We start from the raw sequence: 25,519 nt of genomic DNA, 5'->3' as shown, positions 1-25,519 counted from the left end.
CCCCCGGCGGCCACCCCGCCACCGCCGGCCGCGCCGCCGTCACCGGCGGCCTCCGGCGCGCCCAAGCCGGCGCCGGGTCATCGGCGGGCTTGGCGGGCGCTTCGGCCGCGGGTGCCGCGGCCGCGGTGTCGGCGGGTTTCGGGGCGGGTTTGCCCGGTGTTTTGGCGGGCGCCTTGGCGGCGTCCTTGCCGGAGTCGGGCTTCGGACCGCCGAACGACTCCAGCAGCCGCCGGGCGACCGGCGCCTCCACTGTCGATGAGGCCGATTTGACGAATTCGCCCTGTTCACTCAGTCGGGCGAGCACTTCCTTGCTGGTAACACCGAGTTCTTTAGCCAACTGGTGTACGCGGGCCTTTGCCACTACTTCTCCTGTCCATGAGGCGACAGCGGTGGTGGGCCGCGCCTCGGTTTAGCTATGACGCATGGTCATCGGGTCTTCACGGTGTGCTCATGTTCTTCATTGCCTGTTCTGTAGTCAGGGGCTCCGGGGAGCTGGACATCTCGGCGACACCGAGGTGCTCAGCCACCGGGGCTGTGTCCGGCGAACCGGCGATCCGTAGTGCCCTGCTGAAAGCTCGCCGTCGAACCGCTGCATCCAGACACTGCCTGGTGGGGTGCAGCCAGGCACCCCGCCCCGGTAGGTTACCCGCTGCGTCGACGGTCACGGCATAGCTGCCGTTTCCGCGCGACACTGCGACTGTCCGAAGCAGTTCGGCGGCCAGCTCACGTCTCCGGCATCCGACACACGTGCGTACCGGCCCGTGCGGGCTGCGATGCGATTGTGTCTCAGAAGTCGGAGACCTGCGCTGGATCACGGGTCAGTCTACCTTTACCGCGGGGGTGCTTCGCACCACCCGCGGCACTTCAGTGCTCGCCGACCTGCTCGGTGGGTCGCGTGCCCGCTGCCGGCGCCACCTCGTCGGCTGTGGACTCGCCGGTGTCGCTGCGGATATCGATGCGCCAACCGGTGAGCCGGGCCGCCAGCCGGGCGTTTTGGCCTTCCTTGCCGATGGCCAACGACAACTGGAAATCGGGAACGACGACCCGCGCGGCGCGCGCGGCGAGGTCGATGACGGTGACCGACACCACCTTCGCCGGGGACAGCGCGTTGGCCACGAACCGCGCCGGGTCCGGGTCGTAGTCGATGATGTCGATCTTCTCCCCCGACAGCTCGCTCATCACGTTGCGCACCCGCTGGCCCATCGGGCCGATGCAGGCGCCCTTGGCGTTGAGACCGGCGATCTGGGAGGCGACCGCGATCTTGGAGCGGTGACCGGCCTCGCGGGCCACCGCGACGATGTCGACCGACCCGTCGGCGATCTCGGGGACCTCCAGCGCGAACAGTTTGCGCACCAGGTTGGGGTGAGTGCGCGAAAGGGTGACCAACGGTTCCCGGGGCCCCCTGCTGACCCCCACCACATAGCAGCGCACGCGGTCGCCGTGCTCGTAGGTCTCCCCCGGCACCTGCTCGGCGACCGGGATCACCCCTTCCGCGCCGGTGGTTTCGCTGCCGATGCGCACCACCACCATGCCGCGGGCGTTCTGGCGGGCGTCGCGCTGGATCACCCCGGCGACGATGTCGCCCTCCCGGGCGGAGAACTCGCCGTAGGTGCGCTCGTTCTCCGCGTCGCGCAACCGCTGCAGGATCACTTGGCGGGCGGTGGTCGCCGCGATCCGGCCGAACCCTTCCGGGGTGTCGTCCCATTCGCTGATGACGTTGCCGTCCTCGTCGCTCTCCCGGGCGATCACCTGCACCGCGCCGGTTTTGCGGTCGATCTCGATCCGCGCATCGGGCTGGTGACCGTCGGTGTGCCGGTAGGCGGTCAACAGCGCCGATTTGATGGTCTCGACCACCACCTCCGCCGAGATGCCTTTTTCCGCCTCGATCGCGTGCAACGTGGCCATGTCGATGTTCACGCCCCGGCCTCCTCGGTGTCGACGTTGCCGGCGGGGTCGCTGACGCCCGCCAGTTCCAATTCGCGGCGGGCCGGCGCGGCGAACTCGATCTGCACGATCGCCTGCTGCACCTGCGCCAGCGGGATCCGCCGCACCGACCAGTCGGCCTTGCCGGTCTTGACCACCAGGTCGAACCCGTCGGCGTGGGTGGCCCCGACCCGTCCGGTGAGCACACTGTGATCGCTCAGCGTCACCTCGGCCTTGCGGCCTCGGGCGCGGCGGAAGTGTTTCGCTGCGGTCAACGGCCGGTCCACCCCGGGCGAGCTGACCTCCAGGTGGTAGGCGCCGGCAGCGGGGGCGGCCTCGTCGAGCAGCGCGGCGGCCGACCGGGACAGCGCGGCGGCGGTGTCCAGATCCAAGGCGGTGTCCCCGTCGGCGATCACGGTGATGCGGGGTGGCCGGGCGCGCGCGTCGATGACGACGTCGTCGATCTCATACCCGGCCCGCGTGAACTCCGCATCGAGTAGCTCGATCACCTGCGTCTGCGAAGGTAGCCCGGTGGCCACGGCGAGCTCCTCATCTTGAGTTGTCCGGTCGTTCTCGGCGCGCACCGACACGACAGCCGGCGTGCACGCCAGTCCCCCACGATACGCGAGAAACCACCACCGCGGTCACGAACCGGGTCACCCCCGAGCCGCGGGTGCGGCCACGATCGCCCGCCGGCAGTGGCAGGATGACCGCTGTGTTCGACACCCCACCTCTGGTCAGCCGCCGCCGGGTGCTGGCCGCAGCCGCGACCCTCGCCGCGGTCGGGGCTGCCGGCTCGGCGTGCGCCCCCTCCGCCCCGCCCGAGCCGGACGTGCTGATCGCCCAACTGGACCTGGCCCGCGGTGACGCCGCGCTGGCCACCGCCGCAGCCGCGGCGGCCACCGGAGCGACCGCGGCCGCACTGAGCGTGGTCGCCGAGCACCGCCAGGCCCACGCCGCGGCGTTGGCCACCGAGATCGACCGGTTGGCCGCCGGCACGGCGTCACCGTCGGTCAGCGCCACCACGACCACGGCTGCTGCCGCGGCGGCGTCGGTCGACGACGTGGTGGCGGCGCTGCGCACCGCCGCGCAGAGCGCCGGGAAACTCGCCACCACCGTCGCGGGGTACCGGGCCGGGTTGCTCGGCTCGATCGCGGCCTGCTGCACCGCCGATCACAGCGTGACCCTCGGCGACCAGGAGGCACCCCGATGAGCCCCGCCGACCAGGCGTTGAGCGACGCACTGGCCGTCGAGCACGGCGTCATCTACGGATACGGCATGGTCTCGGCGCATTCGCGGCTCGACGTCAACGACCTGGTGGCCGCGGCGCTGCGGGAACACCGTGACCGTCGTGACGAACTCACCGACATGCTGCGCGGGCGCGGGGTCGACGCACCGGTCGCCGCGCCCGGCTACCAGTTGCCGATCACGGTGAGCACCCCCACCGACGCCGCCGAATTGGCGGTGCGCATGGAACGTGACGCCGCGGTGGCCTGGCGGGCGGCGCTCGAGCAGGCCGACACCGATGCCGATCGCGCGTTCGCGCTCAACGCGCTCAGCGCCTGCGCGGTCACCGCCGCCCGATGGAACGCCGTGCTGAACGTCCGCCCGGTCAGTGAGGCGTTTCCGGGCGGCAGCGAGTAGCGATCGTCGCGGCCAGGTCGGCATCGACGGGCACCTCGATGGTCTGCCCGCTGAACCGGTCCCGCACCTCGACGACACCGTTGGACCAGCCACGTCCGACGACCACGACCTGCGGCATGCCGAGCAGTTCCGCGTCTTTGAACTTCACCCCCGGCGAGGCGCCCCGGTCGTCGAGGAGCACCTGCACCCCGAGCCGGTCCAGATCGGCGGCCAGGGTCTCCGCGCCGTCGCGGGCGGCCTGGTCCTTGTTGGCGATCACCAGGTGCACATCGAAGGGCGCGACGGCCGCCGGCCACCGCAGCCCGAGTTGGTCGTGGTGCTGCTCGGCGATCACCGCCACCAGCCGCGACACCCCGATTCCGTAGGAGCCCATCGTCAGCCGCACCGGTTTGCCGTCCTCGCCGAGCACGTCGGCGCCGAATGCGTCGGTGTATTTGCGTCCCAGCTGGAAGATGTGGCCGATCTCGATGCCGCGGGCGCTGACCAGGGTGCCGGCCCCGTCCGGCGCCAGGTCGCCGTCGCGCACCTCGGCGGCCTCGATGGTGCCGTCGGCGGTGAAGTCGCGCCCGGCCACCAGGTCGACCGCGTGGCGGCCCGGCTGATCGGCGCCGGTGATCCAGCGGGTTCCGTCGACCACGCGCGGGTCGACGAGGTAGCGAACACCATTGTCGCGCAGCGCCTTCGGACCGATATAGCCCTTCACCAGGAAGGGATGCGCGGCGAAATCGGCGTCGTCGAGCAGTGCGTACTCGGCGGGTTCGAGCGCCGCACCGAGCCGCTTGTCGTCGATTTCGCGGTCGCCGGGCACCCCGATGCCCAGCAGTTCCCACTCCCCGCCGGGTTGGCGCACCTTCACCATGACGTTCTTCAACGTGTCCTCGGCGCCGACGCGGCGGTCTAGGCTGGCGTTGGCCCAGTCGACCAGCGTGGCGATCGTCGGGGTGTCACCGGTGTCGTGCACGGTGGCAGGCGGTATCTCGGCCACGACCTCCGCGGCCACCGGGGCGGGCCGCGCGGTGACGACCGCTTCGACGTTGGCGGCGTAGTCCGATTGCGCGCAACGCACGAAGGTGTCCTCACCGACCTCGCTCTCGGCGAGAAATTCCTCGGAGGCCGATCCGCCCATGGCCCCCGACAGCGCCGCGACGATCACGTAGCGCACCGCGAGGCGATCGAAGATGCGCTGGTAGGCCTCGCGGTGAGCGGCGTAGGCCGCCGACAGCCCGGCGTCGTCGACGTCGAAGGAGTAGGAGTCCTTCATCACGAACTCCCGCCCGCGCAGGATCCCGGCGCGCGGGCGCGCCTCGTCGCGGTATTTGGTCTGGATCTGATACAGCAGGACCGGGAAGTCCTTGTAGGAGCCGTACTCCCCTTTGACGGTGAGCGTGAACAGTTCCTCGTGGGTGGGCCCGAGCAGGTAGTCGTTGTCGCGGCGGTCGCGCAGCCGGAACATGGTCTCGCCGTACTCACTCCACCGGTTGGTGGTCTCATAGGGTGCGCGCGGCAGCAGCGCCGGCAGCAGGATCTCCTGGCCGCCGATGGCGTCCATCTCCTCGCGGATCACCTCTTCGATGCGGCGCAGCACGCGGAGCCCCAGCGGCAGCCAGCTGTAGAGCCCCGGCGCCACCGGCCGGATGTAGCCGGCCCGGATCAGCAGCTTGTGGCTGGGGACCTCGGCGTCGGCCGGGTCGTCGCGCAGGGTGCGCAGGAACAAATGGGACATCCGGGTGATCACAGCCGCAGAGCCTAATGGGAGCTGCGGCGGGGCAACTCACCCAGCCGCACGTTTCGGTGCGCTGAGCGCACCGAAACGCACGCAAACGTGCGAGTGACGGCGGTCGGGTACCCGAGCGGTCGCCGATCTACAGCCCGAGCGGTCCCGGATCTACAGGATCTACAGGTCGCCGGCGTCGAAGGCGTCCTTGATCTCCTGGGCGTGGGCGACCTGCTGGGAGGTGTAGCCGATCAACAGCGCCGCCCCGCCGACGAGCACAGCGACCGCGGCCACCCACAGCAACCCGTAGGTGTAGCCCTGGTCCAATGCGTGCAGCTGGACGGGGTTCATGTCCTTGACCGGCCCGGTGATGCCGCCGAGGTAGAGAGTGCGGGAGGTGATGACCGCCTGGATGACGGCCAGCACCAGCGGGCCGCCCAGGTTCTGCAGCATCAGCGCGATCGCCGAGACCGGGCCGATCTGGTCGAAGCCGACCCCGGCGATCGCCGAGAGGGTCAACGGCACCACGATCGTGCCGATGCCGATCCCGCCGACGGTGATCGGTATCACCAGGTCCGGGAAGTACGGAATGCCGGCATGCAGGGTCGAGCCGTACAGCATGGCGCCGAGCACCAGGATGCCACCGACGATCACCAGCACCCGCGGCGAGAAGAACCGCACCAGCTGCGAGGAGGCACCCAACCCGATACCCATACCGATGACGAACGGGATGAAGCCGACCCCGGCGCGCAGCGCCGAATAGCCCAGGATGTCCTGCACGTAGAGCCCGATGAGCACGGTGAGGGTGAACAGCACCCCGCCGGCCAGGAAGATCGCCAGGAAGGTGGCCAGCCGGTTGCGGTCGTAGAACAGGTCGAACGGCACCACCGGGTTCTCCGCGCGACGCTCGGCGAGGAAGAACGCCAGCCCGCAGGCGGCGGCAGCGGCCCCCGAACCCAACGTGATCGGCGAGAGCCAACCGCTGGCCGGGCCCTGGGTGAACGCGAACACCGCGGCGGTGCAGCCCATGGTGGCCAGCAGGGCGCCGGAGGCGTCGAGCTTCATCCGTTCGCGCACGGTCTCCCGCAGCGCCTTGCGGGCCAGGTAGATCATCATCAGCCCGATCGGGACGTTGACCAGAAACGCCAGCCGCCAGGACACCTCGGTCAGCGCACCGCCGACCACCAGGCCCATCACCGATCCGATCGCGGTCATCGCGCCGAACACCGCGGTGGCGGTGTTGCGGGCGGGCCCCTTGGCGAACGTGGTGGCGATCAGCGCCAACCCGGTCGGTGAGGCGATGGCCGAGCCCACCCCCTGCAGCAGCCGCGCGATGACCAGCGTGGGCGCATCCCACGCCACCCCGCACAGCACCGAGGCGATGGTGAACAGCGAGACCCCGACGATGAAGGTGCGCTTGCGCCCGATGGTGTCGCCGAGGCGCCCACCGAGCAGCATCAACCCGCCGAAGGTGAGCACGTAGGCGGTGATCACCCAGCTGCGACCGGCGTCGGACAGGCTCAGCTCGTCCTGGATCCGCGGCAGCGCCACGATCGCGACGGTGCTGTCCATGGTCGCCAGCAGCTGCATCCCGCCGATGGCGATGACCGCGGCGACAAACCGGTAGGAAGGCAGCCACGCCGGGTAGAACCTGCTCAGATCATTCACTGGTGATACCCGCTCTGCATCCTTGAGAGCCGTCATAGCGGGCTACCCTACAGTAATATTAAGAAGAGTTTAAGCGCCGAAGCCGGCGACGGGCCCGATCACGACGATCGCAGGAGGTCGGATCCCCTCGGCGCGGATCTTTTCCGGCGCGTCGGCCAGTGATGCTCGTAACAGGTACTGCGCGGCGGTGGTGCCGTGCTGCACCACCAATACCGGGGTTTGCGCAGGTCGACCGCCTTTGAGGAGCACATCGCAGAACTGTTCGATGCGTTCGACGGCCATCAGCAACACGATCGTGCCGCCCATGGCCGCTAATGCGTCCCAATTCACTAACGATTCGGGGTGTCCGGGAGCGACATGCCCGCTGACCACGACGAATTCGTGGTTGAGCCCGCGGTGGGTGACCGGTACCCCGGCCAGCGCCGGAACAGCGATTGCGCTGGTCACCCCGGGCACGACGGTGACCGGGATGCCCGCCTCGGTGCAGGCCTGGACCTCTTCGTAGCCGCGGGCGAACACGAACGGATCCCCGCCTTTGAGCCGGACCACGAATTTCCCGGCCCGGGCGTGTTCGATGAGCAGCGCGTTGATCGCCTCCTGCGCCATCGCCCGCCCGTACGGGATCTTCGCGGCGTCGATGACCTCGACGTGCGGCGGCAGGTCGCCGAGCAGCTGCGGCGGCGCGAGCCGGTCGGCGATCACCACGTCGGCCTGGGCGAGCAACCGTCGCCCCCGCACCGTGATCAGCTCGGGGTCGCCGGGTCCGGCGCCGACCAGCGCCACCCCGCCGGGGGCCGCGTCGGCGCTCGGCGCGCTGACCGCCCCGGTCTGCAGGGCCTCACCGATCGCCGTGCGGATCGCCGCCGACCGCCGGTGCTCCCCGCCGGCGAGCACCCCGACGGTCAGCCCGGCGTGGTCGAGGGTGGCCGGGGTGACCGCGCTGCCCTCGACCGCGACGTCGGCGCGCACACAGAAGATGCGCCGGCGGTCGGCCTCGGCGACGACGGCGGCGTTGACCTCCGGGTCGCTGGTGGCGGCCAGCACGTACCAGGCGCCGTCGAGGTCACCGTCGCGGTAGTCGCGCAGAACCAGGGTGATGCCGGGCATGGCCTCCACGGCCGGGGTCGCACTGCGGGTGACGACGTGGACGTCGGCGCCGCTGTCGACCAGCAGCCCGAGCCGGCGTTGGGCGACGCTGCCGCCGCCGACCACGACGACCTTGCGTCCGGCCAGCCGCAACCCGACGAGGTAGGGGTTCTCGCTCACCTGCTCAACATATCGGCGTGGGCAACAAAGCGCGCCACCGCCTGCGGGTGCGCCGCCGGGTGGGTGTGCAGGTACGCCGCATGCAGGAGGTTGCCGGCGACCCCGTCGTGCACGACGGCCTGCCCGGCGCCGCGGTACATCCACGCCGGCTGCGGAGTGTCGGTGAAACTGATTGCGGTGCGGTGAAATTCGTGTCCGGTGACCCGCTCACCGGCACGGTGGGATACCGAGTCGGTGGCGGCGACGGCGTCGCGGTAGCCGAGGGTGAGGGTGTCGGTGAACCGGGCGGTCGCGGTGAGCACGCCGCACATCGGCGTGCCGTCGAGTTCGGCGGCGAGGTAGGTCAGCCCGGCGCATTCGGCGTGCACCGGGGCGCGGGCGGCCAGTGCGGCGATCTGGTGGCGCAACGCGTTGTTCTCACCGAGCGCCGCGGTGTGCTCCTCGGGGAACCCGCCGGGCAGCACCAGCGCTGCCGCCGTCGGCGGCAGCGTGTCGACCAGCGGGTCGAAGGTGACGACGTCGGCACCGGCCGCGGCGAGCAGCTCGCGATGCTCGGCGTAACCGAAGCTGAACACCGTGCCGCCCGCCAGCGCCACGGTGACCGGGCGGGTCACCGGCGTCCCGACGGCCTCCTGCGGATCCCAGGGCGGCGCGTCGACGCGACTGGCGGCGCGGGCGGCCAACGCCGCCACGTCGACGTGGTCGTGCACCGCATCGGCCATCGCGGCGACGGCCTCCCCGGCGGCTCGGCCGTGCTCGGCAGCGGTGACCAGACCGAGGTGCCGCGACGGCACCTGCAGTCGGGGTGTCCGGGGGATCGCGCCGAACACCGGCACCCCGGCCTGTTCGCAGGCGCCGCGCAGCACCTGCTCGTGGCGCGCCGAGCCGACCCGGTTGAGGATCACCCCGGCCACCCGGGTGTCCGGGTCGAAGGTGGTGAAGCCGTGCAGCAGCGCCGCGAGGCTCTGGCCCTGTCCACCGGCGTCGACGACCAGCACCACCGGGGCGCCGAGCAGCGCGGCGATCTGCGCGGTCGATCCGCTGGCCGGGCCGGTGCGCCGCGTGTCGATCCGGCCGTCGAAGAGCCCCATCACACCCTCGACGACGGCGAGATCGGCGCCGGTAGCGCCGTGCCGGTACAGCGGAGCGATCAGTTCCTCGCCGACGAGCACCGAGTCGAGGTTGCGGCCGGGGCGCCCGGCGGCCAGTCCGTGATAGCCGGGGTCGATGAAATCCGGACCCACCTTGAAGGGGGCAACGCGGTGCCCGGCGCGTCGCAGCGCCCCGATCAGGCCGGTGGCGACGGTGGTCTTTCCGCACCCGGAGGCGGGAGCGGCGACCACCAGTGCCGGTGGCGCGCTCACCGCGCTCTCACCACTCGATACCCTTCTGGCCCTTGCGGCCGGCATCCATCGGGTGCTTGATCTTGGTCATCTCGGTCACCAGGTCGGCGGCATCGATCAACGCCTGCGGTGCGCGCCGGCCGGTGATCACCACGTGCTGCTTGCCGGGCCGGGCGGTGAGCACGTCGACAACCTCGGCCACATCGACCCAGCCCCAGCCGAGCGGATAGGTGAACTCGTCGAGGACATAGAAGTCGTGCTGCTGTGCGGCGAGCCGGCGGGCCACCTCGGCCCAGCCGTCGGCGGCGGCCGCGGCATGGTCGGCTTCGCTGCCGGGCTTACGCGACCACGACCACCCCGATCCCATCTTGTGCCACTCCACCGGCGCGCCGATTCCGTGCTCGTCGTGCAGGTCGGCGAGCCGGTGGAACACCGCCTCCTCGCCGACCTTCCACTTGGCGCTCTTGACGAACTGGAACACCCCGACGCTAAGCCCGGCGTTCCAGGCCCGCAACGCCATGCCGAACGCGGCGGTCGATTTTCCCTTGCCGTCGCCGGTGTGCACCGCGAACAACGGTGCGCTGCGGCGGGCTTTGGTGCTCAGCCCGTCGTCGGGAACCTGCAGTGGCTGCCCTTGGGGCATGGCACTCCTTTACGCTCAGGCGGCGCTACGTACGGCGCTGCTCAGGTGATCGGCGTTCAACTGGTCGAGACTGATCATCGGCGCACCGAGTTGGTTCGCCAGCTGTTGGGCCAAACCGAGACGCACATAGCCCTTTTCGCAGTCGACAACCACCGCGGATGCCCCTTCGGAGACCAGGCGTGCCGCAGCAATCCTGGTGCGCCCCAACGGGTCCGCACCGCCGGTGGCGCGCCCATCGGTGAGCACGACGACCAGTGGGCGACGGTCCGGTTCGCGCACCCGTGAGCGGGCGACCAGATCGCGGGCGCTGAGCAGCCCCTCGGCGAGCGGGGTTTTGCCGCCGGTGTCGAACCGGGTGAGCCGGCGGCTGGCGATGTGCGCCGAGGATGTCGGCGGCAACACCACCGTGGCCTGTCGACCGCGGAAGGTGATGACCGCGACCTTGTCGCGGCGCTGATAGGCGTCGCGCAGCAGCGACAGTGCCGCGCCGTTGACCGCGGCCATCCGGTCACGCGCGGCCATCGACCCCGACGCGTCGACCAAGAAGATCACCAGGTTGCCTTCGCGGCCCTCACGGGCGGCGCGCCGCACGTCGGTGGCGGCCAGCCGCAGCCGGCCCGGTCCGGTGGTGTGCTCGGCGGCGGCCAGGACGGTGGCGAACAGGTGCAGGCCGTGCCCGGTCCCCTCGGGGGCGGCGCCGACTTTCAGCCCGGTGGCGTTGCGGGCGCGGGAACGCCGTCCCGGCGCCCCCTCGCCCACGCCGGGCACCCGCAGCGCACGGGGACGAAACGATGCCGACGGCGCCGCGGCAGGACTCGGCGGCCTCCCGGAGCCATCCGAGTTCCCTTGCCCCGGTGCCGGATCAGGCTGCGGGTCGCCGGCCTGTCCGCCGCCGGGCGGGTCGGGATCGGGTTCGGGGTCACCGCTGTCCTGCTCCGAGGCGGCCTGCTCCATGGCGTCATCGAGTGCCTGCGGGTCGATGCCCGGATCGTCGAAGGGGTCGCGGCGGCGCCGGTGCGGCAGTGCCAGCGTGGCGGCGACCCGGATGTCGTCTTCGGTGACCTCATCCCCGCCGCGCCAGGCGGCGTGGGCCACCGCGGTTCGGGCCACCACCAGGTCAGCGCGCATCCCGTCGACGTCGAACGCGGCACACAGCGCGGCGATGCGGCGCAGTTCGGTGTCGGGCAGCGCCACCGCGTCGACGCGTCCGCGGGCGGCGTCGATGCGCCGGGCCAGCTCCACGTCGGCGGCCGCATACCGCTCGGCGAACGCGTCCGGGTCGGCTTCGTAGGCCATGCGTTGGCGCACCACCTCGGTGCGCACCGCCACGTCGCGGGACGCGGCCACGTCGACGGTGAGCCCGAACCGGTCGAGCAGTTGGGGGCGCAACTCGCCCTCTTCGGGGTTCATCGTGCCGATGAGCACGAACCGCGCCTCGTGGGAGTGCGAGATGCCGTCACGTTCGACGTGCACGCGACCCATCGCGGCGGCGTCGAGCAGCACGTCGACCAGGTGGTCGTGCAGCAGGTTGACCTCGTCGACGTAGAGCACCCCGCCATGGGCGCGGGCCAACAGCCCCGGCTGAAAAGCGTGTTCGCCGTCGGTGAGCACCTTCTGCAGATCCAGCGACCCGACCACCCGGTCCTCGGTGGCGCCGATCGGCAGCTCCACCAGCCGTGCGGACGCCCCCGCGGTGCCGGGCAGTGCGGCCAGCAGCGCGGCCAGCCCACGCACCGCGGTCGACTTGGCGGTGCCCTTCTCCCCGCGGATCAGCACTCCGCCGATCTCCGGGCGCACCGCGCACAGGATCAACGCCAGGCGAAGCTGCTCGTGGCCGACGATCGCGGAGAACGGGTACGGCTGCGGACCCGCGTGGGCGCCGGCGGTGCCACTCACTGGGTATCGACCTGCAGTCCCAACACCTTCGTCCCCCACGACCACACCTCGTCGAAGAGTTTCGGGTCCTCCGAGAGTTGGACGCCCAGCGACGGCACCATCTCGGTCAGCGTCGGCAACCACGACTGGTAGCGGCCCGGGAAGCAGCGTTGCAGCACGTCGATCATCGCCGGCACCGCCGTCGAGGCTCCCGGGGAGGCGCCGAGCAGCCCGGCGATGCTGCCGTCGTCGTCGGCGAGCACGGTGGTGCCGAACTCGAGCACACCCTTGAGCCCGTCGGGACGGATGACCTGCACCCGCTGGCCGGCCTCGATGGTCTCCCAGTCGGAGTCACGGGCGGTCGGGGCAAACTCGCGCAGCGCCTCCACCCGGTCGGCGTCGTTGAGCAGTAGTTGCCCGACGAGGTAGTTGACCAAGCTGAGCTCGCTGACGCCGATGCTGGCCATCTGGATCAGGTTGTTCGGTTTCACCGACTTGGGCAGATCGCTGAAGTGGCCCTGCTTCAAAAACTTCGGGGTCCAGCCGGCGAACGGGCCGAACAGCAGGAATTCCTTGCCGGCGATCACCCGGGTGTCCAGGTGTGGCGCCGACATCGGCGGCGCGCCCAGCGGCGGGAAGCCGTACACCTTCGCCTGGTGGGCCGCCGCCAGCTCCGGGTTGGCGGTACGCAGGAACTTCCCGCCGACCGGGAACCCGGCGAAGCCCCGGGCGGCTTTGATGCCGGCCTTCTGCAGCAACGGTAGCGCCTGCCCGCCGGCGCCGACGAACACGAACTTGGCGTTGAGGGTGCGCTTGGTGCCGGTGCGACGGTTGCGGACCTTCACCGCCCAGCTGCCGTCGGACTGGCGGGTGAGGTTGCGCACCTCGTGGCCGAACAGCGCGGTGGCACCGCTTTTCACCGCGTAGGCGGTGAGCTGGCGAGACAGTGCGCCGAAGTCCACGTCGGTGCCGTTGGTGGTCCAGTTCAGCGCGACCGGCTCGGACATGTCGCGCCCGGCGGCCATCAGCGGCAGCCGGCGGGCGAACTCGTCGGGGTCGTCGATGAACTCCGTCGCGGCGAACAGCGGGTTGGCGGCCAGGGCCTGCTGGCGGCGGCGCAGGTAGTCGACCCGTTCCGCACCGTGCACGAAGCTGACGTGCGGAATCGGGTTGAGGAAGCCCCGCACGTCGGTGAGGATGTCGTTCTCCACCGCGTACGACCAGAACTGGCGGGTGACCTGGAACTGTTCGTTGACCTTCACCGCCTTGGTGATGTCGATCGAGCCGTCCGGCTGCTCAGGGGTGTAGTTGAGTTCACACAGCGCCGAGTGGCCGGTGCCGGCGTTGTTCCACGGGTCGCTGCTCTCGGCGGCTGCACCGTCGAGTCGTTCGATCAGCGTGATCGACCAGTCCGGCTGCAGCCGGCGCAGCAGCACACCCAGGGTGGCGCTCATGATTCCCGCGCCGACCAGCACGACGTCGGTCTTGTCGGTTCGGGCTACCTTCGGGTCTGACACCAGTGTCCTTCGCGGTTGGGCGGTCGGGTACCGACCTCAGATTATCCCGAGCGGGTCGGGCCCACCCGGCCGACGGTGGTGTTGCGGGCTTAAGCTGACCGGGCGATGGACACCTATGATCTCGCGATTATCGGAACCGGGTCGGGGAACTCGATTCTCGACGACCGCTACGCCGGCAAACGGGTGGCGATCTGCGAGCAGGGCACCTTCGGGGGCACCTGCCTCAACGTCGGTTGCATTCCCACCAAAATGTTCGTCTACGCCGCCGAGGTGGCCAATACGGTGCGCGACGCCGCCCGCTACGGCGTCGATGCGCACCTCGCCGACGTGCGCTGGTCCGACATCGTCTCCCGGGTGTTCGGCCGCATCGACCCGATCGCGGCCGGTGGCGAGGATTACCGGCGCAGCGCACCCGACATCGACGTCTACGACCGCCCCACCCGCTTCGCCGGACCCGACGACGGCGACGGCTATCTGCTGCGCACCGACGACGGCGCGCAGTTCCGCGCCGCGCAGGTGGTGATCGCCGCCGGGGCCCGCGCCGTGGTGCCCCCGGCGATCGCCGACAGCGGGGTGAGCTTCCACACCAGCGACACCATCATGCGCATCGCGGAGCTGCCCGGGCACCTGGTGATCATCGGTGGCGGGTTCGTCGCCGCCGAGTTCGCCCACATCTTCTCCGCACTGGGGGTGCGGGTGACGCTGGTGATCCGCAGCGGAGCGATGCTGCGCCACCTCGACGACACCCTGGTCGAAGAGTTCACGCGGATTGCCGCCCGGCAGTGGGAGGTGCTCACCCATCGCACGGTGGTCGACGCCCGCGACACCGACGACGGGGTGGCACTGACCCTCGACGACGGGTCGGTGCTGGAGGCCGATCTGCTGCTGGTGGCCACCGGGCGCACTCCCAACGGTGACCGGCTCGACGCCGAGAAGGCCGGGATCGCCGTCGGCGACGACGGGCGGGTGATCGTCGACGAGTACCAGCGCACCACGGCGCGTGGTGTCTTCGCCCTCGGCGACGTGTCCTCGCCGTATGAGCTCAAACACGTCGCCAACCACGAGGCCCGGGTGGTGGCCGACAATGTGCTCTGCGACTGGGACGAGACCGCGGCGATGACCGCCACCGACCACCGTTTCGTGCCTGCGGCGGTGTTCACCCACCCGCAGATCGCCAGTGTCGGGTTGACGGAGAACCAGGCCCGCGCGCAGGGCTTCACGGTCTCGGTGAAGGTGCAGAACTATGGTGACGTCGCCTACGGGTGGGCGATGGAGGACACCGCCGGCATCGTGAAGCTGGTGGCCGAGCGAGGCACCGGACGGCTGCTCGGCGCCCACCTGCTCGGCCATGAGGCATCGTCGTTGATTCAACCGCTGATCCAGGCGATGAGTTTCGGGCTGACCGCCCACGAGATGGCCCGCGGGCAGTACTGGATTCACCCCGCGTTGGCCGAGGTCGTCGAGAACGCGCTGCTGGGCCTGCAGTAGGGACTGCGCCACCCGCGGCTGCGCGCACCTCCTGCACCCCACCCGCTCCGCACGTCCCACAAACCGCTTCTGACACAGAATTCCCATGCGCCACAGGGGATTTGCTCTGCAAATCGTCCGACCCGTTGTCGGCCACCCGCGCTATAATTCGAACATGCTTTCGAACACACGGGAAGATGTCGCCGCGGCCTTCGACGCCATCACCGCCGACGTCGACCGCGCACTCGCGTTGTCGTTCGATGTGCTGACCACCTCCGATCGGCTCAGCTTGCTCGAACGCATCGAGACCGTGTGCCGGCGATTGACCGCCCTCGAGCAACCTCTGATCGGTGAGCTCACCCATGCCGATCTCAACGAGCTCGGCGGGAAACTGCCGTGGGCATTGGCCGACCGGATGCGCATCACCCGCGCCGATGCGCGGCGCCGCATCGCCGAGACCGCCGACCTCGGCGAACGGCGCGCTCTTGACGGCCAGCCGCTGGACCCGGTGCTGCCCCACACCGCCGCCGCCGCCCGCGCCGGGCTCATCAGCCGCGCGCACATTCAGATCATCCGCGAGTTCTGGCATCACCTTCCCCACGATCTGCATCCCGATTTGGCCGCCAATGCCGAGAAACATCTCGCCAAACTCGCTACCCAGTACCGACCCGATGAACTGGCCAAACTCGCCGACCACCTCGCCGACTGCCTCAACCCCGACGGGTTGTTCTCCGACGTCGACCGAGCCCGCCGGCGCACCCTCACCCTCGGCAAACAGGACGCCGACGGCATGAGCGCGCTGACCGGCACGCTGTCCCCCACGGCGCGGGCCACCCTCGATGCGGTGCTGGCGCGCTGGGCCGCACCCGGCATGTGCAACCCCGCCGACGAGACCCCGTGTCTGGACGGCACCCCCAGCCAGCAGGCCATCGACAACGACGCCCGTAGCGCCGGTCAACGCAATCACGACGCGCTGGAGGCGCTGGGGCGTTCCATGCTCGCCTCCGGACAGCTCGGGCAGCACAACGGGCTACCGGCCTCGATCGTCGTATCGACCACGCTCGCGGAGTTGGAGGCCGCGCCGCGCACCGAGCACAGCGGTGGTGCCAAGGCCCACACCGCCGGGGGCACCTGGCTGCCGATGAGCGATGTTCTCAAACTTGCCGCCGCGGCCCACCACTACCTGGCCGTCTTCGACGGCGCCAAACCGCTGGCGCTCTATCACGCCAAACGCCTGGCCAACCCCGCACAACGGTTGCTGCTCTACGCCACCGAACGCGGGTGTTCGCACCCCAACTGCTCCGTGCCGGCCAACCTCACCGAGGTGCACCACGTCACCCCCTACGCTGAGCGTCCGCGCACCCACGCCGACGAACTCACCCTGCGCTGCGGGCCTCATCACCGGATCCTCGACGACGGCTGGGTCACCCGCAAAAACGAGGCCGGGGAGACCGAGACCATCCCGCCGGCGCACCTCGACCGCGGCCAGCCGCGGGTCAATCGCTATCACCATCCGGAGAAGCTGCTGCACGAGACCGGTGGGGAGGATGAGGATGACGACGATCCCTGACGCGGCACCTGACCGGCCGATAGTCTCGATGCACCAGGTGCCCGAGGTGAGGGGCGTGACAGGTGTGGCGGGAAAAGTTGCGCGGTGCGGCGAGCATCGCCGTCGTTGCGGCACTGGTCGGTCTTCCCGGCCCCCTTCCGGTCACCGATGCGTCCAGCGTCTCTGACGCCGGGCCCGACTTCGGGGGCGCGAACATCGCCGCGGCCCACGACCCGATGCCCGATTGCGGTGCCGCCCCGGGGAATCCACCGTGCACGTCGCCACCGTCCCCGCCACCACCACCGTCACCGCCACCGCCTACACGGCGACGTCGCTGCGGTTTTCCGTTTCGCCACTGGTGTTGAGGTTTGCCGAATCTTCGCCGGGACGGTGGTTCAGCGGCCCGCGACCTGGCGCGGATCACCCCCGCCATCACGATCGGCGGCATACCGACCGGCGGCCCCAACCACCGCGCTGAACAAGCGCAGATCATCCAGGTCCTCCTCGGGGTGCCACTGCACCGCCACGACGAACCCCGCATCGGGGAGCTCGACCGCCTCGATCACGCCGTCGTCGCCGCGAGCGGCCACGATCAAGCCCGCGCCGAGTTCGGCGATGGCCTGATGGTGATAACACGGCACCTGTGGTGTCGGCCCGAGCAGTGCCGCGACGCGGGTGCCCGAAACGGTGTGCGCGGTGCGGGTGGCGAACACCGCTCCCCCGACCTGATGGCCGTCGTGGCCGACCACGTCGGGCAGATGCTGGTGCAGCGTTCCGCCGAGTGCGACGTTGAGCACCTGGGCCCCGCGACAGATCCCCAGCACCGGCAACTTGCGGCGCAGCGCGGCGGCCAGCAGCGCGAACTCCCAGTGGTCCCGGTCGGCGCCGGGTTCCTCGGCGGCCGGGTGCGGTGACTGGTCATAGCCGGCAGGGTCCAGGTCGCGGCCGCCGGTGATCACCAGGGCGTCGAGCCGGTCGACAACAGCTTCGGCGGCCTCGGGCGCCGTCGGCGCCAGCAGCACGGGCGTACCACCGGCGGCGGTGATCCCGGCCAGGTAGCTGGCGGGCAGGAAACTGGCCGGCACATCCCAGATGCCGCACCGGGCGCGCTCCAAGTAGGTGGTGACGCCGAGGATCGGGTTCTGTTCGCCCACCATCGCACCCCTTTCGCACCGGCACGTCCGGTGGTCGCGGGCGCCACAGGTCGCGCCGCCGCGCTATCCGAGCAGTTCGCGCACATCCGCGGCGGTCAGTGCCGAACTGAACAGATCACCGTCGTCCATGACGGCGCGGAACAGTTCGCGTTTGCGCACCTGCAGAGCGACCACCTTCTCTTCGATGGTGCCCGTCGACACCAGACGATAGACGGTGACCGGCCGGGTCTGGCCGATGCGGTGCGTCCGGTCGACCGCCTGGGCCTCCGCGGCGGGGCTCCACCACGGGTCGCACAGGAAACAGTAGTCAGCCTCGGTCAGGTTGAGCCCGAACCCGCCGGCTTTGAGGCTGATCAGAAACACCGCGGTACCGCCGGCCCGGAACGTTTCCAGCGCCGCCGCACGGCCGCGGGCGTTCACCGCGCCGTCGAGGTAGCTGTACTCCACCCCGATGGCGTCCAGCCGTGCCCGCAGGAGACCGAGGAACCCGGTGAACTGACTGAACACCAGCGCTTTGTGGCCCTCGGCCACCAGTTGCGGTAATTGGTCGACGAGGAAATCGATTTTCGCCGAGCCGACGGTCATGTCGGTTTGGTCCACCAGGCCCGGGTGCAGGCTCAGTTGCCGCAGCACGGTCAGCGACCGGAAGATCTGAAACTTGTTCTTCTCCCAGCCCCCCAGCAGACCCAGCACCTTCTGCCGCTCCCGGGCCAACCGCGTGTCATAGATCTTGCGGTGCTTGGTTCCCAACTCCACGGCGATCACCTGCTCGTGTTTCGGCGGCAGCTCGGCAATCACCTGGGATTTCGTCCGGCGCAGCAGGACCGGTTTGATCCGCCGCCGCAGCACCGTCAGCCGCTCACGGTGGCCACCCGATTCGATCGGTTTGCCGAAGTAGGCGCCGAAGGCCGTCGGGGAAGGGAAGAGCCCCGGCACCGTGATCGACAGCAGCGACCACAGTTCCATCAGGTTGTTCTCCATCGGGGTGCCGGTGATCGCGACCTTGAAGGCGGTGCTGAGTCGCCGAACGGCCTGGTGGGTCTTGCTGTTGCGGTTCTTGACGAACTGCGCTTCGTCAAGAATCATCCCCGCCCATTCGATCTCGTCGTAGGCGTCAAAATCGAGCCGCACCAACGCATATGAGGTCACCACAATGTGGGCCTCAGCCACGATACTCGCGAGCCGACCGCCGGAGCGGGCCTCGGTCGCGGTGACGGCGACCACCTTCAACTCGGGGGTGAACTTCGCGGCTTCAGCTACCCAGTTCGATACCACGCTGGTCGGCGCGACGACCAGGAACCGTTCGGCGCCGGTCGCCACGGCGCGAGCGATCAACGCCAACGTCTGCACGGTCTTACCCAGCCCCATGTCGTCGGCGAGCACCCCGCCGAGCCCGTTGTCCCACAGAAACGCCAGCCAGTTCAGGCCGTCACGCTGGTAGTCACGCAATGTGGCCCGCAGCCCGGCCGGGTTCTCCACCGGGGTCGGTGGCCGTGCGGCGGCCAACCGACCCAGAGTTCGGCGCCAGCGCGCCAGTTGTGTGTCGACGACCCCCAGGTCGAGAAGGTCCTCCCACAGGGTGACGTTCAGCGACTGGCGGTTGACGCGTCCGCCGTCGATCTCGCCGAGTGCGCGCGCCTCATCGAGGAGGGTGCGCAAGCGGTTCAACTCGACGGTGTCGAGCGGGAAGTAAACGCCGTTGGGCAGCAGCATGTGCGTTGCCCCGGCAGCGATTTCCGCGATCACGTCGGACAACGCGACACGGGTGTCGTCGACGTTCACGGTTACGTCGAGGTCGAACCAGTCGGTGTGCACCACCTCGGTGGCGGCGAACTCCAGGTACGGGTCGCGGCGCGCGGCACGAAGGTCGGGAAGCTGCCCGTCAACCTCCACGATCAGCCACTGGTTGTCGGCCAGCCGCGGCAGAACCTCGGCGTGCAACACGGCGAACTCCACCTCGGTGAGGGCGACGGTGGAGTCCAGGTCCGCGATCGGGCTGCCCGCGGCCGCCAGCGCCGACGACACCTGTTGCCAGACTGCCGTCTCGGCGCTGGGATCGCGGTATGCGGTCACCCCGGAAGCGGAATCCGGGGCGAAATCATGGTTCTTACCGTTGACGTGATAGCGGGTGCTCCAGAATGCCCGAATACCCCGGTCGGCCACCGCAAAGGTCAACACCGCGTACGGCCCCTCGATCGTCGGAGGGGTGAACACCTCGTCGTCGGCGTACACCGTCACCGCGGCGCTGAGCCGCGGCAACACCTCCACGGTGAACTCCTCGACGCTCTCGGCGGGTATGGAGACTCGCTCGTCATCGCCGAGCAGGCCCAGGAGGGCCGCGCCGGGAAGCGGGTTGAAGGCGCCGAGGCGCAAGACCCCGTCGACCACCTGGTACATCCCGTGCGGGGCGCGCTGCCCGATCAATCCCGTCTCGCTGGAATCGCAGCGTTGACCGTCGACCATCAGGGCCGACGACATCGTCGCTCCACCCGTGCCGTCGGCCACCAGGTCGATGGTGAGCTGGGCGTTTTTGATGAATTCGACCGCCCGCAGGCCACTGGACTGGTCCGGGACCATCGCGATCCCGGCGTCGTCGGCGTCCCTCAACGCCGGCCACAGCGCCGGTGAGGCCCAGCTCGTCATCAGGTAATCCCCGACCATGATCGGCCCCGGGTGGTCCAGTTCGGCGGCCAGTGTTTGGAGGGCACGCAACTGGCGACGGTTGAATGCCCCCGGCGCACGCTGATAGCGCACGTCCCGCCAGGTCACCCCGCGTTTGATCCAGGTGCCGCGCTTACCGACGGTCAGTGGGCGCAACGCCAGCGCGGGCGCGAGTCGATAACCGGCCGGCACCAGGGAGAACTCCAGTCCTATGGGGGCGCCTCCGCCGTCGCCATCCGGCGGGGTGATGTCGTCGAGCAGCGCGGTGACCACCGCCCGCCACCGATCGGGCACGACGGGCGAGGCCGACGCCGGCGTGTTCGAGGCGGCCAGCAGCAACGCGACGGCATGCTTGCAGAACGAGCCGACCGGGCAGGAGCAGCTTGCCCACGCGATGTAGAGGTCGCCGCGAATGTCTTCGAGGGCGACCTCGACGCGGTAAACCCGAGCACCCGATCCTCGGCACAGCCCGCCGAGCACTCTGGTGTCCGGGTTGAAGGTCACGTCGTGGATCCGGCCTCCGTGGGCGTAGCCGGCTCCGCGGGCGATCGTGGCGGCGGTGAAGATGCCGCTGAGATCGGCTGGATCGAGGACGAAACGCGCGGACATGAACGCAGGCTAGCCGCCGAGACGGACAGAACTGCCGACGACGAACAGCGCCGCGCCGTCCTGCGTCGGACAGTCAAAAACCCCCGGTTACCAAGGCAGCACCGGTTTCAGCAGCCTCAGCAGTCACCGCACCCACGTCACCAAGTGCTGGAGCGCAGCACGATCTCCCCGGCCAACTGCGCGGTGGTCTCCGCGGCGCTGCGCCGCCCGGACAGCTCGACCACCCGCAGGTCGCCGTAGACGTACTGCTGGCTGGCCCGGGCCACCCGCAGCGCGGTCGGGTTGCTGGTCAACACGGTGGTGTTGATCTCCACCGGAGGGCAGTGGTCGTCGAGGATGACGCCGTTGTGGTCGGGCACCCGGGGGTGGCCCCGGTCGATGGCGACCAGCCCGGTGAACCGGTCCAGGCGGGTGGCGGCGAGGTCCCAGGCCAACTCACCGCCGCCCATCCGGTCGCCGACCACCACTCCCCACTGGATGTCGAGGGCGTCCATGATCCCGACCACCGATTTGGCGCTGAGGCGTTCGTCGGGGCCGATGACGACGGTGCGCAGATGGGCGGTGTGCAGTCGTTGGCAGACGGCGTCGTAGGCGGCGGTGGTGCGCTGCGCGGCGCTGAGCACGACGACAACCGGACTCCCCTGCGGTCCGGCCACCTCCACCGGTATGGGGAACCCGTCGACGGTTGTCATCGTCGATGGCATTTCCGCAGGCTACCGGCGCGCAGAGCATTGCGGAGCGTTTTCACCGCGCTGGTCTCACCCGTCGGTCGGCGGCTGCAGCCACGCCCGGTTGCCGTAGCCGTCGAGGTGGACGACTTCACCGACCGGGCGGCGTGTGGTCGGCCCGTAGCGTCCCCGCGGCCAGCCCAGCGGCACCATGCACAACGGGGTCACCGCGTGCGGCAACCCGAGGATGCGTCGTGCGGAGGCCACACTCCACAGCGGCAGGGTGATCAGCGACGCCCCCAGCCCCATCGCGCGGGCCGCCAACAGCAGGTTCTGCACGCTGGGGTAGATGGAGCCGAAGTAACCGGATTTCGCCGCGTGCGGCAGCGGGATCCCGAGCATTTTGCCGTCCCGGACACCCAACCGCAGGCAGGCCACCACCAGCACCGGGATCTCGGTGAAGTGGTCGACCTGCCACTGCACCGCCCGAGCGGTCTTGGCCATCGACTCGTCGCGCGCGGCCTGCCGGCGGATGACCGCGCGGTAGTAGGGCCACCAGGCCTGCCGGTAGCGCCGGGCGAACCGCTCCTTGATGCGCGGGTCTTTGACGACGACGAACTCCCAGTTCTGGCCGTTGGCGCCGGTGGGGGCGCGCAACGCCAACTCGAGGCATTTGAGCACCACGGCGTCGTCCACCGGGTCCGGCAGCACGCGGCGCACCGCACGCTGGGTCATCATCGCCTCCAGCAGCGGCATGTCCAGGCGCGCCAGCACGTCGTCGGTGCCGGTGTTCTCCGCGGGAATGTTCATGGCTTGTCCGTTCATAGTTTTCTCAGTCCGCGCAGCACGCTCAGGAACGGGCGCACGGCGGCGGCTCCCTTGCGCAGCCGGGGGTTGAGCACACTGCCATTGATCACCAGCAGGTAGCGCAACCCGTGGTCACGCCAGTCAGCGACCTGGTCGAGCACCTCGGTGGGGGTGCCGTTGAAGGTGATCTCGCGCATCAGCGACGCCGGCACCCGCGCGGTGTAGTCCAGCACGGTTTGCGCGTCGAGGGTCTGGGGTACCAGGTCGTGGACCCCGGCGAACTCCTCGCCGAGGGGGTGGGTCACGCCGTGGCGCGCCCAGGCCGCCGCCGGTGCCGAGAGTGCGGAGGTTTTCATCAGCACCGAGTCCAGGGCTTCGTCGACGTCGTCGCGGTGCCGTCCGGTGACCACGGCGCGCACCGCCGCCGGGGTGATCGCGTGAGGGTCACGTCCGGCGTCGCTGGCTGCGTTGCGCACGGTCTGCCATGCCGCGCCGTAGTCGTCGGGACGCACGAGCACGAACGGCAGCCAACCGTCGCCGTGGCGGCCGGTGATGCCGAGCATCCGGGGGCCGTGCGCGGCCACCCAGATCGGGGGACGGGTGCCCCGGTGGCCCGGGAGGGCGAAGATGGCGTCGCGCAGAGGGAAATAGGGCGAATCGCGGGAGACCAGGCGTCCGCCGGAATCCCACAGGGCGCGGATGGTCGCGATCGCTTCCTCCAGACGCGACACCGGCTTCGTCCAGTCCACCCCGTAGGGCTCGGTGCCTTCCCGCTCCCCGACCCCGACGCCGAGGATGGCGCGCCCGCCGGTGAGCAGATGCAGGCTGGCGGCGGCCTGGGCGGTGACGGCCGGGTGGCGGCGCACCGCGTCGGTGACCGCCACACCCAGGCGAAGCCGCCGCGGCCGGCGTCGGGCGGCCAGGTGCCCGAGCATGGTCCACGGCTCCAAGATGGCGTCCACGTCGGGAACCAGTCTGGCTCCGACACCGAGGTGCTCAGGGGTGGCGATAGCACGCGGTACAAGGGAATTGAGGTGATCGCCCACCCAGAACGAGTCGGCTCCGGTCACCGCCGCACTCAGATAGTTCGCCCTCGGCAACGATGTCGGTGTAGGTCGCGCATTCACCAGCCCGTCGACCAGTCCGAACCGAAAACCGCCCATGGTCAGCTCCCCCCTGCATCCTCCGCCGCCCCGCCCCCCGTTCGGCTTTGACAGCACGCTCCCAGCTTCGGGATGCCTTGATCCTACCGGGAAAACAGGGGCGATTCCGCTGATTCTCCTGTGCTACCAGCGCTTTCCCAGCGTATGCACGAAATAATCCTTGGCGCAGAACAGAAATTGACGCCTGTGACTGTGTGTACCCCCATAGACGTCACAGGTTTGTTAGGGGTACGTTCAGGCGGTCACTGATTGATGCCTAGGGGGGCAGGGGGACGTCATGTCGTCAGCAGCACAGTCATATCGCACGCAGCACGCCGCCAGAGTCGCGCTCGTCGGCGCGGGGTTGGTCGCCGCGACCGCGGTCGCTCCGGTGATCTCGCTACCGGAGTCACCACTAGTGCGCGCCGAGGTGCGCTTGACCGATGCGGTGGGCGATCTGCTGGGCGGTTTGGATGGGATTCAGAATGTTCCCCTGAATTTTCTCACTGACGTCGTCAATATTCCGTACTACCTGTTCAACGCACCGTACGGCGTCGATGGATTGGTTCCTCAGTTTGCTGCGGACGGCCAGACAGTCTTGGAGGGCTTTGACTATCCGGGACTGCCCGGTGCCCTTGTGACGAGCGACCCGGTCGACGCCACCGGCACGTCTACCGGTGCTTTGAACAATCTGGCGAACGCGCTGCTCTACACCGGAAGTTGGTGGCAGTCCTCGGCGACCAACGTGTGGGGGTGGGACACCGCTAACCCGTGGAATTTCAGTGCGCTGCTCAACACACTGATTCCGATCCAACCCCTGTCGGAACCGTTGGGCCAGAACCTGAATACCATTATGGCGGCTGAATTCCCCATTGCGGAGTCGGCGAACAAGTTCTTCTTCAACGATCTGCTCGGTGAGCTTCAGACCCTGTTCCGGGTGCCGCTGTCCGATTTGGCAGGCGGAAGCGGATGGACCTTCCCTGATCCCTCCACCAACCCGGTCGGTGTCGGCGCTGGCCCGCTGGGGTTCAACCCGGATGGTGTCACGTATCCGGAAATCTGGTCGGGGGTGAAACCGCACCTCGATCCGACCCTGGGTTTGGGCTTCGGTGAAACCCAGGACTGGGGCGGCAGCACGAACTTTTTGCAAAGCCTGACCGAGCCGTGGTCGCCGGACAAGATTCACCTGCCCGACCTGCAGAACGCGGTTCCGACGCTGTGGAACCTGTACAACTCGTTCAACACCGATTTCAGCCCCTTCTACTTGGGTGCGGATCCGCAAACCGGTGAGCTCATCCCGGGTACCGACACCATGTTGATCCAGGGTGCGAAGTACTTGTACGGAGTGCCGAACATCATCAACGGGATTTTCAACGGCGACAATGGCGGAATCTTCGGGCCCAATTTCCCCAACGTGATCCCAACCCAGCTGACGGAAGCCCTTGGTGGTCCGTTGAACTGGCTGATCGGGCCGAACAGCGAGATCGCCAACGGGGTCGTCGGGATCAACAATCTCTTCATGGCAATGGTCAACGAGATCGAGCTGGCGACCGGCGGAAACGGAGTGCCCGGATTCGTCGGTGACAATGCACCGACGATCAGCACAATCCTTGCTGATCTGGCTCCCACGAACCTCTTCGAGGGGTTCGATCCCGCCAATATGCTGTCCGGACTCGATATCCCGAACCTGTTCTCCGGTCTGGATCTCAGCAACCTGTTCACTGGGTTGGATCTGAGCAACATCCTGACGGCGTTCGATTTCAGTTCGCTACTTCCCGACCTGGCCACGATGCTCGGCCCCGACTTCGCGGCGAACATGGCCGGAGCGATCGACCCGATGACGTTCCTGTCCCTGCTCTTCTGAGCCGG

General features: G+C 69.3%; 21 protein-coding genes. 5 read left to right on the top strand and 16 right to left on the bottom strand.

What is annotated here, in order from left to right; genetic code table 11:
• From B8W67_RS21400 to rimP, 4 genes are all read right to left on the bottom strand, one after another.
• On the bottom strand, nucleotides 1-361 hold a 361-nt coding region (locus tag B8W67_RS21400; RefSeq protein WP_234806783.1), incomplete at its 3' end, for a translation initiation factor IF-2 N-terminal domain-containing protein.
• A 76-nt stretch (nucleotides 362-437) separates the two neighbouring features.
• Nucleotides 438-692, bottom strand: coding sequence for a YlxR family protein (locus B8W67_RS15410; protein ID WP_234806782.1), 255 nt, complete (start codon nucleotides 690-692; stop codon nucleotides 438-440).
• Between the two features lie 172 nt (nucleotides 693-864).
• Nucleotides 865-1,917: a transcription termination factor NusA gene (nusA, locus tag B8W67_RS15405; RefSeq protein ID WP_085304863.1), complete on the bottom strand. Its 1,053-nt coding sequence runs from the start codon at nucleotides 1,915-1,917 to the stop codon at nucleotides 865-867.
• Complete coding sequence (rimP, locus tag B8W67_RS15400) at nucleotides 1,914-2,462, bottom strand: ribosome maturation factor RimP (protein WP_085304869.1); 549 nt, start codon at nucleotides 2,460-2,462, stop codon at nucleotides 1,914-1,916. The genes nusA and rimP overlap by 4 nt, the downstream gene beginning before the upstream one ends.
• A 167-nt stretch (nucleotides 2,463-2,629) precedes the next feature.
• Between rimP and B8W67_RS15395 the strand changes: the two genes are divergently transcribed.
• Both B8W67_RS15395 and B8W67_RS15390 read left to right on the top strand, forming a co-directional pair.
• Nucleotides 2,630-3,136, top strand: coding sequence for a hypothetical protein (locus B8W67_RS15395; protein ID WP_069392726.1), 507 nt, complete (start codon nucleotides 2,630-2,632; stop codon nucleotides 3,134-3,136).
• On the top strand, nucleotides 3,133-3,567 hold the full coding sequence (locus B8W67_RS15390; RefSeq protein WP_069392725.1) for a ferritin-like domain-containing protein: 435 nt from the start codon (nucleotides 3,133-3,135) through the stop codon (nucleotides 3,565-3,567). Before B8W67_RS15395 ends, B8W67_RS15390 begins: the two co-directional genes overlap by 4 nt.
• Here B8W67_RS15390 and B8W67_RS15385 read toward each other — a convergent pair.
• The 7 genes from B8W67_RS15385 to mqo form a co-directional block, all read right to left on the bottom strand.
• The gene (locus tag B8W67_RS15385; RefSeq protein WP_069392724.1) at nucleotides 3,536-5,302 is read right to left on the bottom strand and encodes a proline--tRNA ligase; all 1,767 of its coding nucleotides are present in this window, start codon (nucleotides 5,300-5,302) and stop codon (nucleotides 3,536-3,538) included. The genes B8W67_RS15390 and B8W67_RS15385 overlap by 32 nt on opposite strands.
• Before the next feature lie 159 nt (nucleotides 5,303-5,461).
• Nucleotides 5,462-6,985, bottom strand: coding sequence for an MFS transporter (locus B8W67_RS15380; RefSeq protein ID WP_085304861.1), 1,524 nt, complete (start codon nucleotides 6,983-6,985; stop codon nucleotides 5,462-5,464).
• 33 nt (nucleotides 6,986-7,018) lie between these two features.
• On the bottom strand, nucleotides 7,019-8,215 hold the full coding sequence (gene cobA, locus B8W67_RS15375; protein ID WP_085304859.1) for a uroporphyrinogen-III C-methyltransferase: 1,197 nt from the start codon (nucleotides 8,213-8,215) through the stop codon (nucleotides 7,019-7,021).
• On the bottom strand, nucleotides 8,212-9,624 hold the full coding sequence (locus B8W67_RS15370) for a cobyrinic acid a,c-diamide synthase CobB (protein ID WP_085304857.1): 1,413 nt from the start codon (nucleotides 9,622-9,624) through the stop codon (nucleotides 8,212-8,214). Before B8W67_RS15370 ends, cobA begins: the two co-directional genes overlap by 4 nt.
• A complete protein-coding gene (gene cobO / locus B8W67_RS15365) occupies nucleotides 9,587-10,201 on the bottom strand; it encodes a cob(I)yrinic acid a,c-diamide adenosyltransferase (protein ID WP_085304855.1) in 615 nt (204 codons plus the stop codon). Before cobO ends, B8W67_RS15370 begins: the two co-directional genes overlap by 38 nt.
• Before the next feature lie 15 nt (nucleotides 10,202-10,216).
• Nucleotides 10,217-12,097 carry a magnesium chelatase subunit D family protein gene (locus tag B8W67_RS15360; protein ID WP_085304853.1) on the bottom strand — a complete coding sequence of 627 codons (1,881 nt, stop codon included), beginning with the start codon at nucleotides 12,095-12,097 and terminating at the stop codon, nucleotides 10,217-10,219.
• Nucleotides 12,094-13,593: a malate dehydrogenase (quinone) gene (gene mqo, locus B8W67_RS15355; protein WP_085304851.1), complete on the bottom strand. Its 1,500-nt coding sequence runs from the start codon at nucleotides 13,591-13,593 to the stop codon at nucleotides 12,094-12,096. The genes B8W67_RS15360 and mqo overlap by 4 nt, the downstream gene beginning before the upstream one ends.
• Before the next feature lie 105 nt (nucleotides 13,594-13,698).
• On the opposite strand from mqo, the gene mtr reads away from it, so the two are divergent.
• Both mtr and B8W67_RS15345 read left to right on the top strand, forming a co-directional pair.
• Nucleotides 13,699-15,081 carry a mycothione reductase gene (mtr, locus tag B8W67_RS15350; RefSeq protein WP_085304850.1) on the top strand — a complete coding sequence of 461 codons (1,383 nt, stop codon included), beginning with the start codon at nucleotides 13,699-13,701 and terminating at the stop codon, nucleotides 15,079-15,081.
• Between the two features lie 154 nt (nucleotides 15,082-15,235).
• On the top strand, nucleotides 15,236-16,630 hold the full coding sequence (locus B8W67_RS15345) for an HNH endonuclease signature motif containing protein (RefSeq protein ID WP_085304848.1): 1,395 nt from the start codon (nucleotides 15,236-15,238) through the stop codon (nucleotides 16,628-16,630).
• A 374-nt stretch (nucleotides 16,631-17,004) separates the two neighbouring features.
• Here the strand turns inward: B8W67_RS15345 and B8W67_RS15340 are convergent, their stop codons facing one another.
• From B8W67_RS15340 to B8W67_RS15320, 5 genes are all read right to left on the bottom strand, one after another.
• Nucleotides 17,005-17,763 (bottom strand): gamma-glutamyl-gamma-aminobutyrate hydrolase family protein, encoded by a 759-nt coding sequence (locus tag B8W67_RS15340; RefSeq protein WP_234806780.1) that lies wholly within the window; start codon nucleotides 17,761-17,763, stop codon nucleotides 17,005-17,007.
• 63 nt (nucleotides 17,764-17,826) lie between these two features.
• A complete protein-coding gene (locus B8W67_RS15335) occupies nucleotides 17,827-21,033 on the bottom strand; it encodes a DEAD/DEAH box helicase (protein ID WP_085304844.1) in 3,207 nt (1,068 codons plus the stop codon).
• Nucleotides 21,034-21,170: 137 nt separating this feature from the next.
• The gene (locus B8W67_RS15330) at nucleotides 21,171-21,737 is read right to left on the bottom strand and encodes an alpha/beta fold hydrolase (protein ID WP_069392713.1); all 567 of its coding nucleotides are present in this window, start codon (nucleotides 21,735-21,737) and stop codon (nucleotides 21,171-21,173) included.
• A gap of 54 nt (nucleotides 21,738-21,791) precedes the next feature.
• A complete protein-coding gene (locus B8W67_RS15325) occupies nucleotides 21,792-22,526 on the bottom strand; it encodes a nitroreductase family protein (RefSeq protein WP_234806779.1) in 735 nt (244 codons plus the stop codon).
• Nucleotides 22,523-23,671 carry an LLM class flavin-dependent oxidoreductase gene (locus B8W67_RS15320; RefSeq protein WP_085304842.1) on the bottom strand — a complete coding sequence of 383 codons (1,149 nt, stop codon included), beginning with the start codon at nucleotides 23,669-23,671 and terminating at the stop codon, nucleotides 22,523-22,525. The genes B8W67_RS15325 and B8W67_RS15320 overlap by 4 nt, the downstream gene beginning before the upstream one ends.
• Before the next feature lie 277 nt (nucleotides 23,672-23,948).
• Here B8W67_RS15320 and B8W67_RS15315 point away from each other — a divergent pair, with 277 nt between their 5' ends.
• Nucleotides 23,949-25,514 (top strand): hypothetical protein, encoded by a 1,566-nt coding sequence (locus tag B8W67_RS15315; protein WP_133056129.1) that lies wholly within the window; start codon nucleotides 23,949-23,951, stop codon nucleotides 25,512-25,514.
• The last annotated feature ends 5 nt before the right edge of the window (nucleotides 25,515-25,519 follow it).

Source organism: Mycolicibacillus koreensis, assembly GCF_002104795.1.
GTDB classification, from domain to species: Bacteria; Actinomycetota; Actinomycetes; order Mycobacteriales; family Mycobacteriaceae; genus Mycobacterium; species Mycobacterium koreense.
The sequence above is the reverse complement of the archived record's forward strand: the minus strand, read 5'-3'. Positions and strand labels throughout refer to the sequence as shown.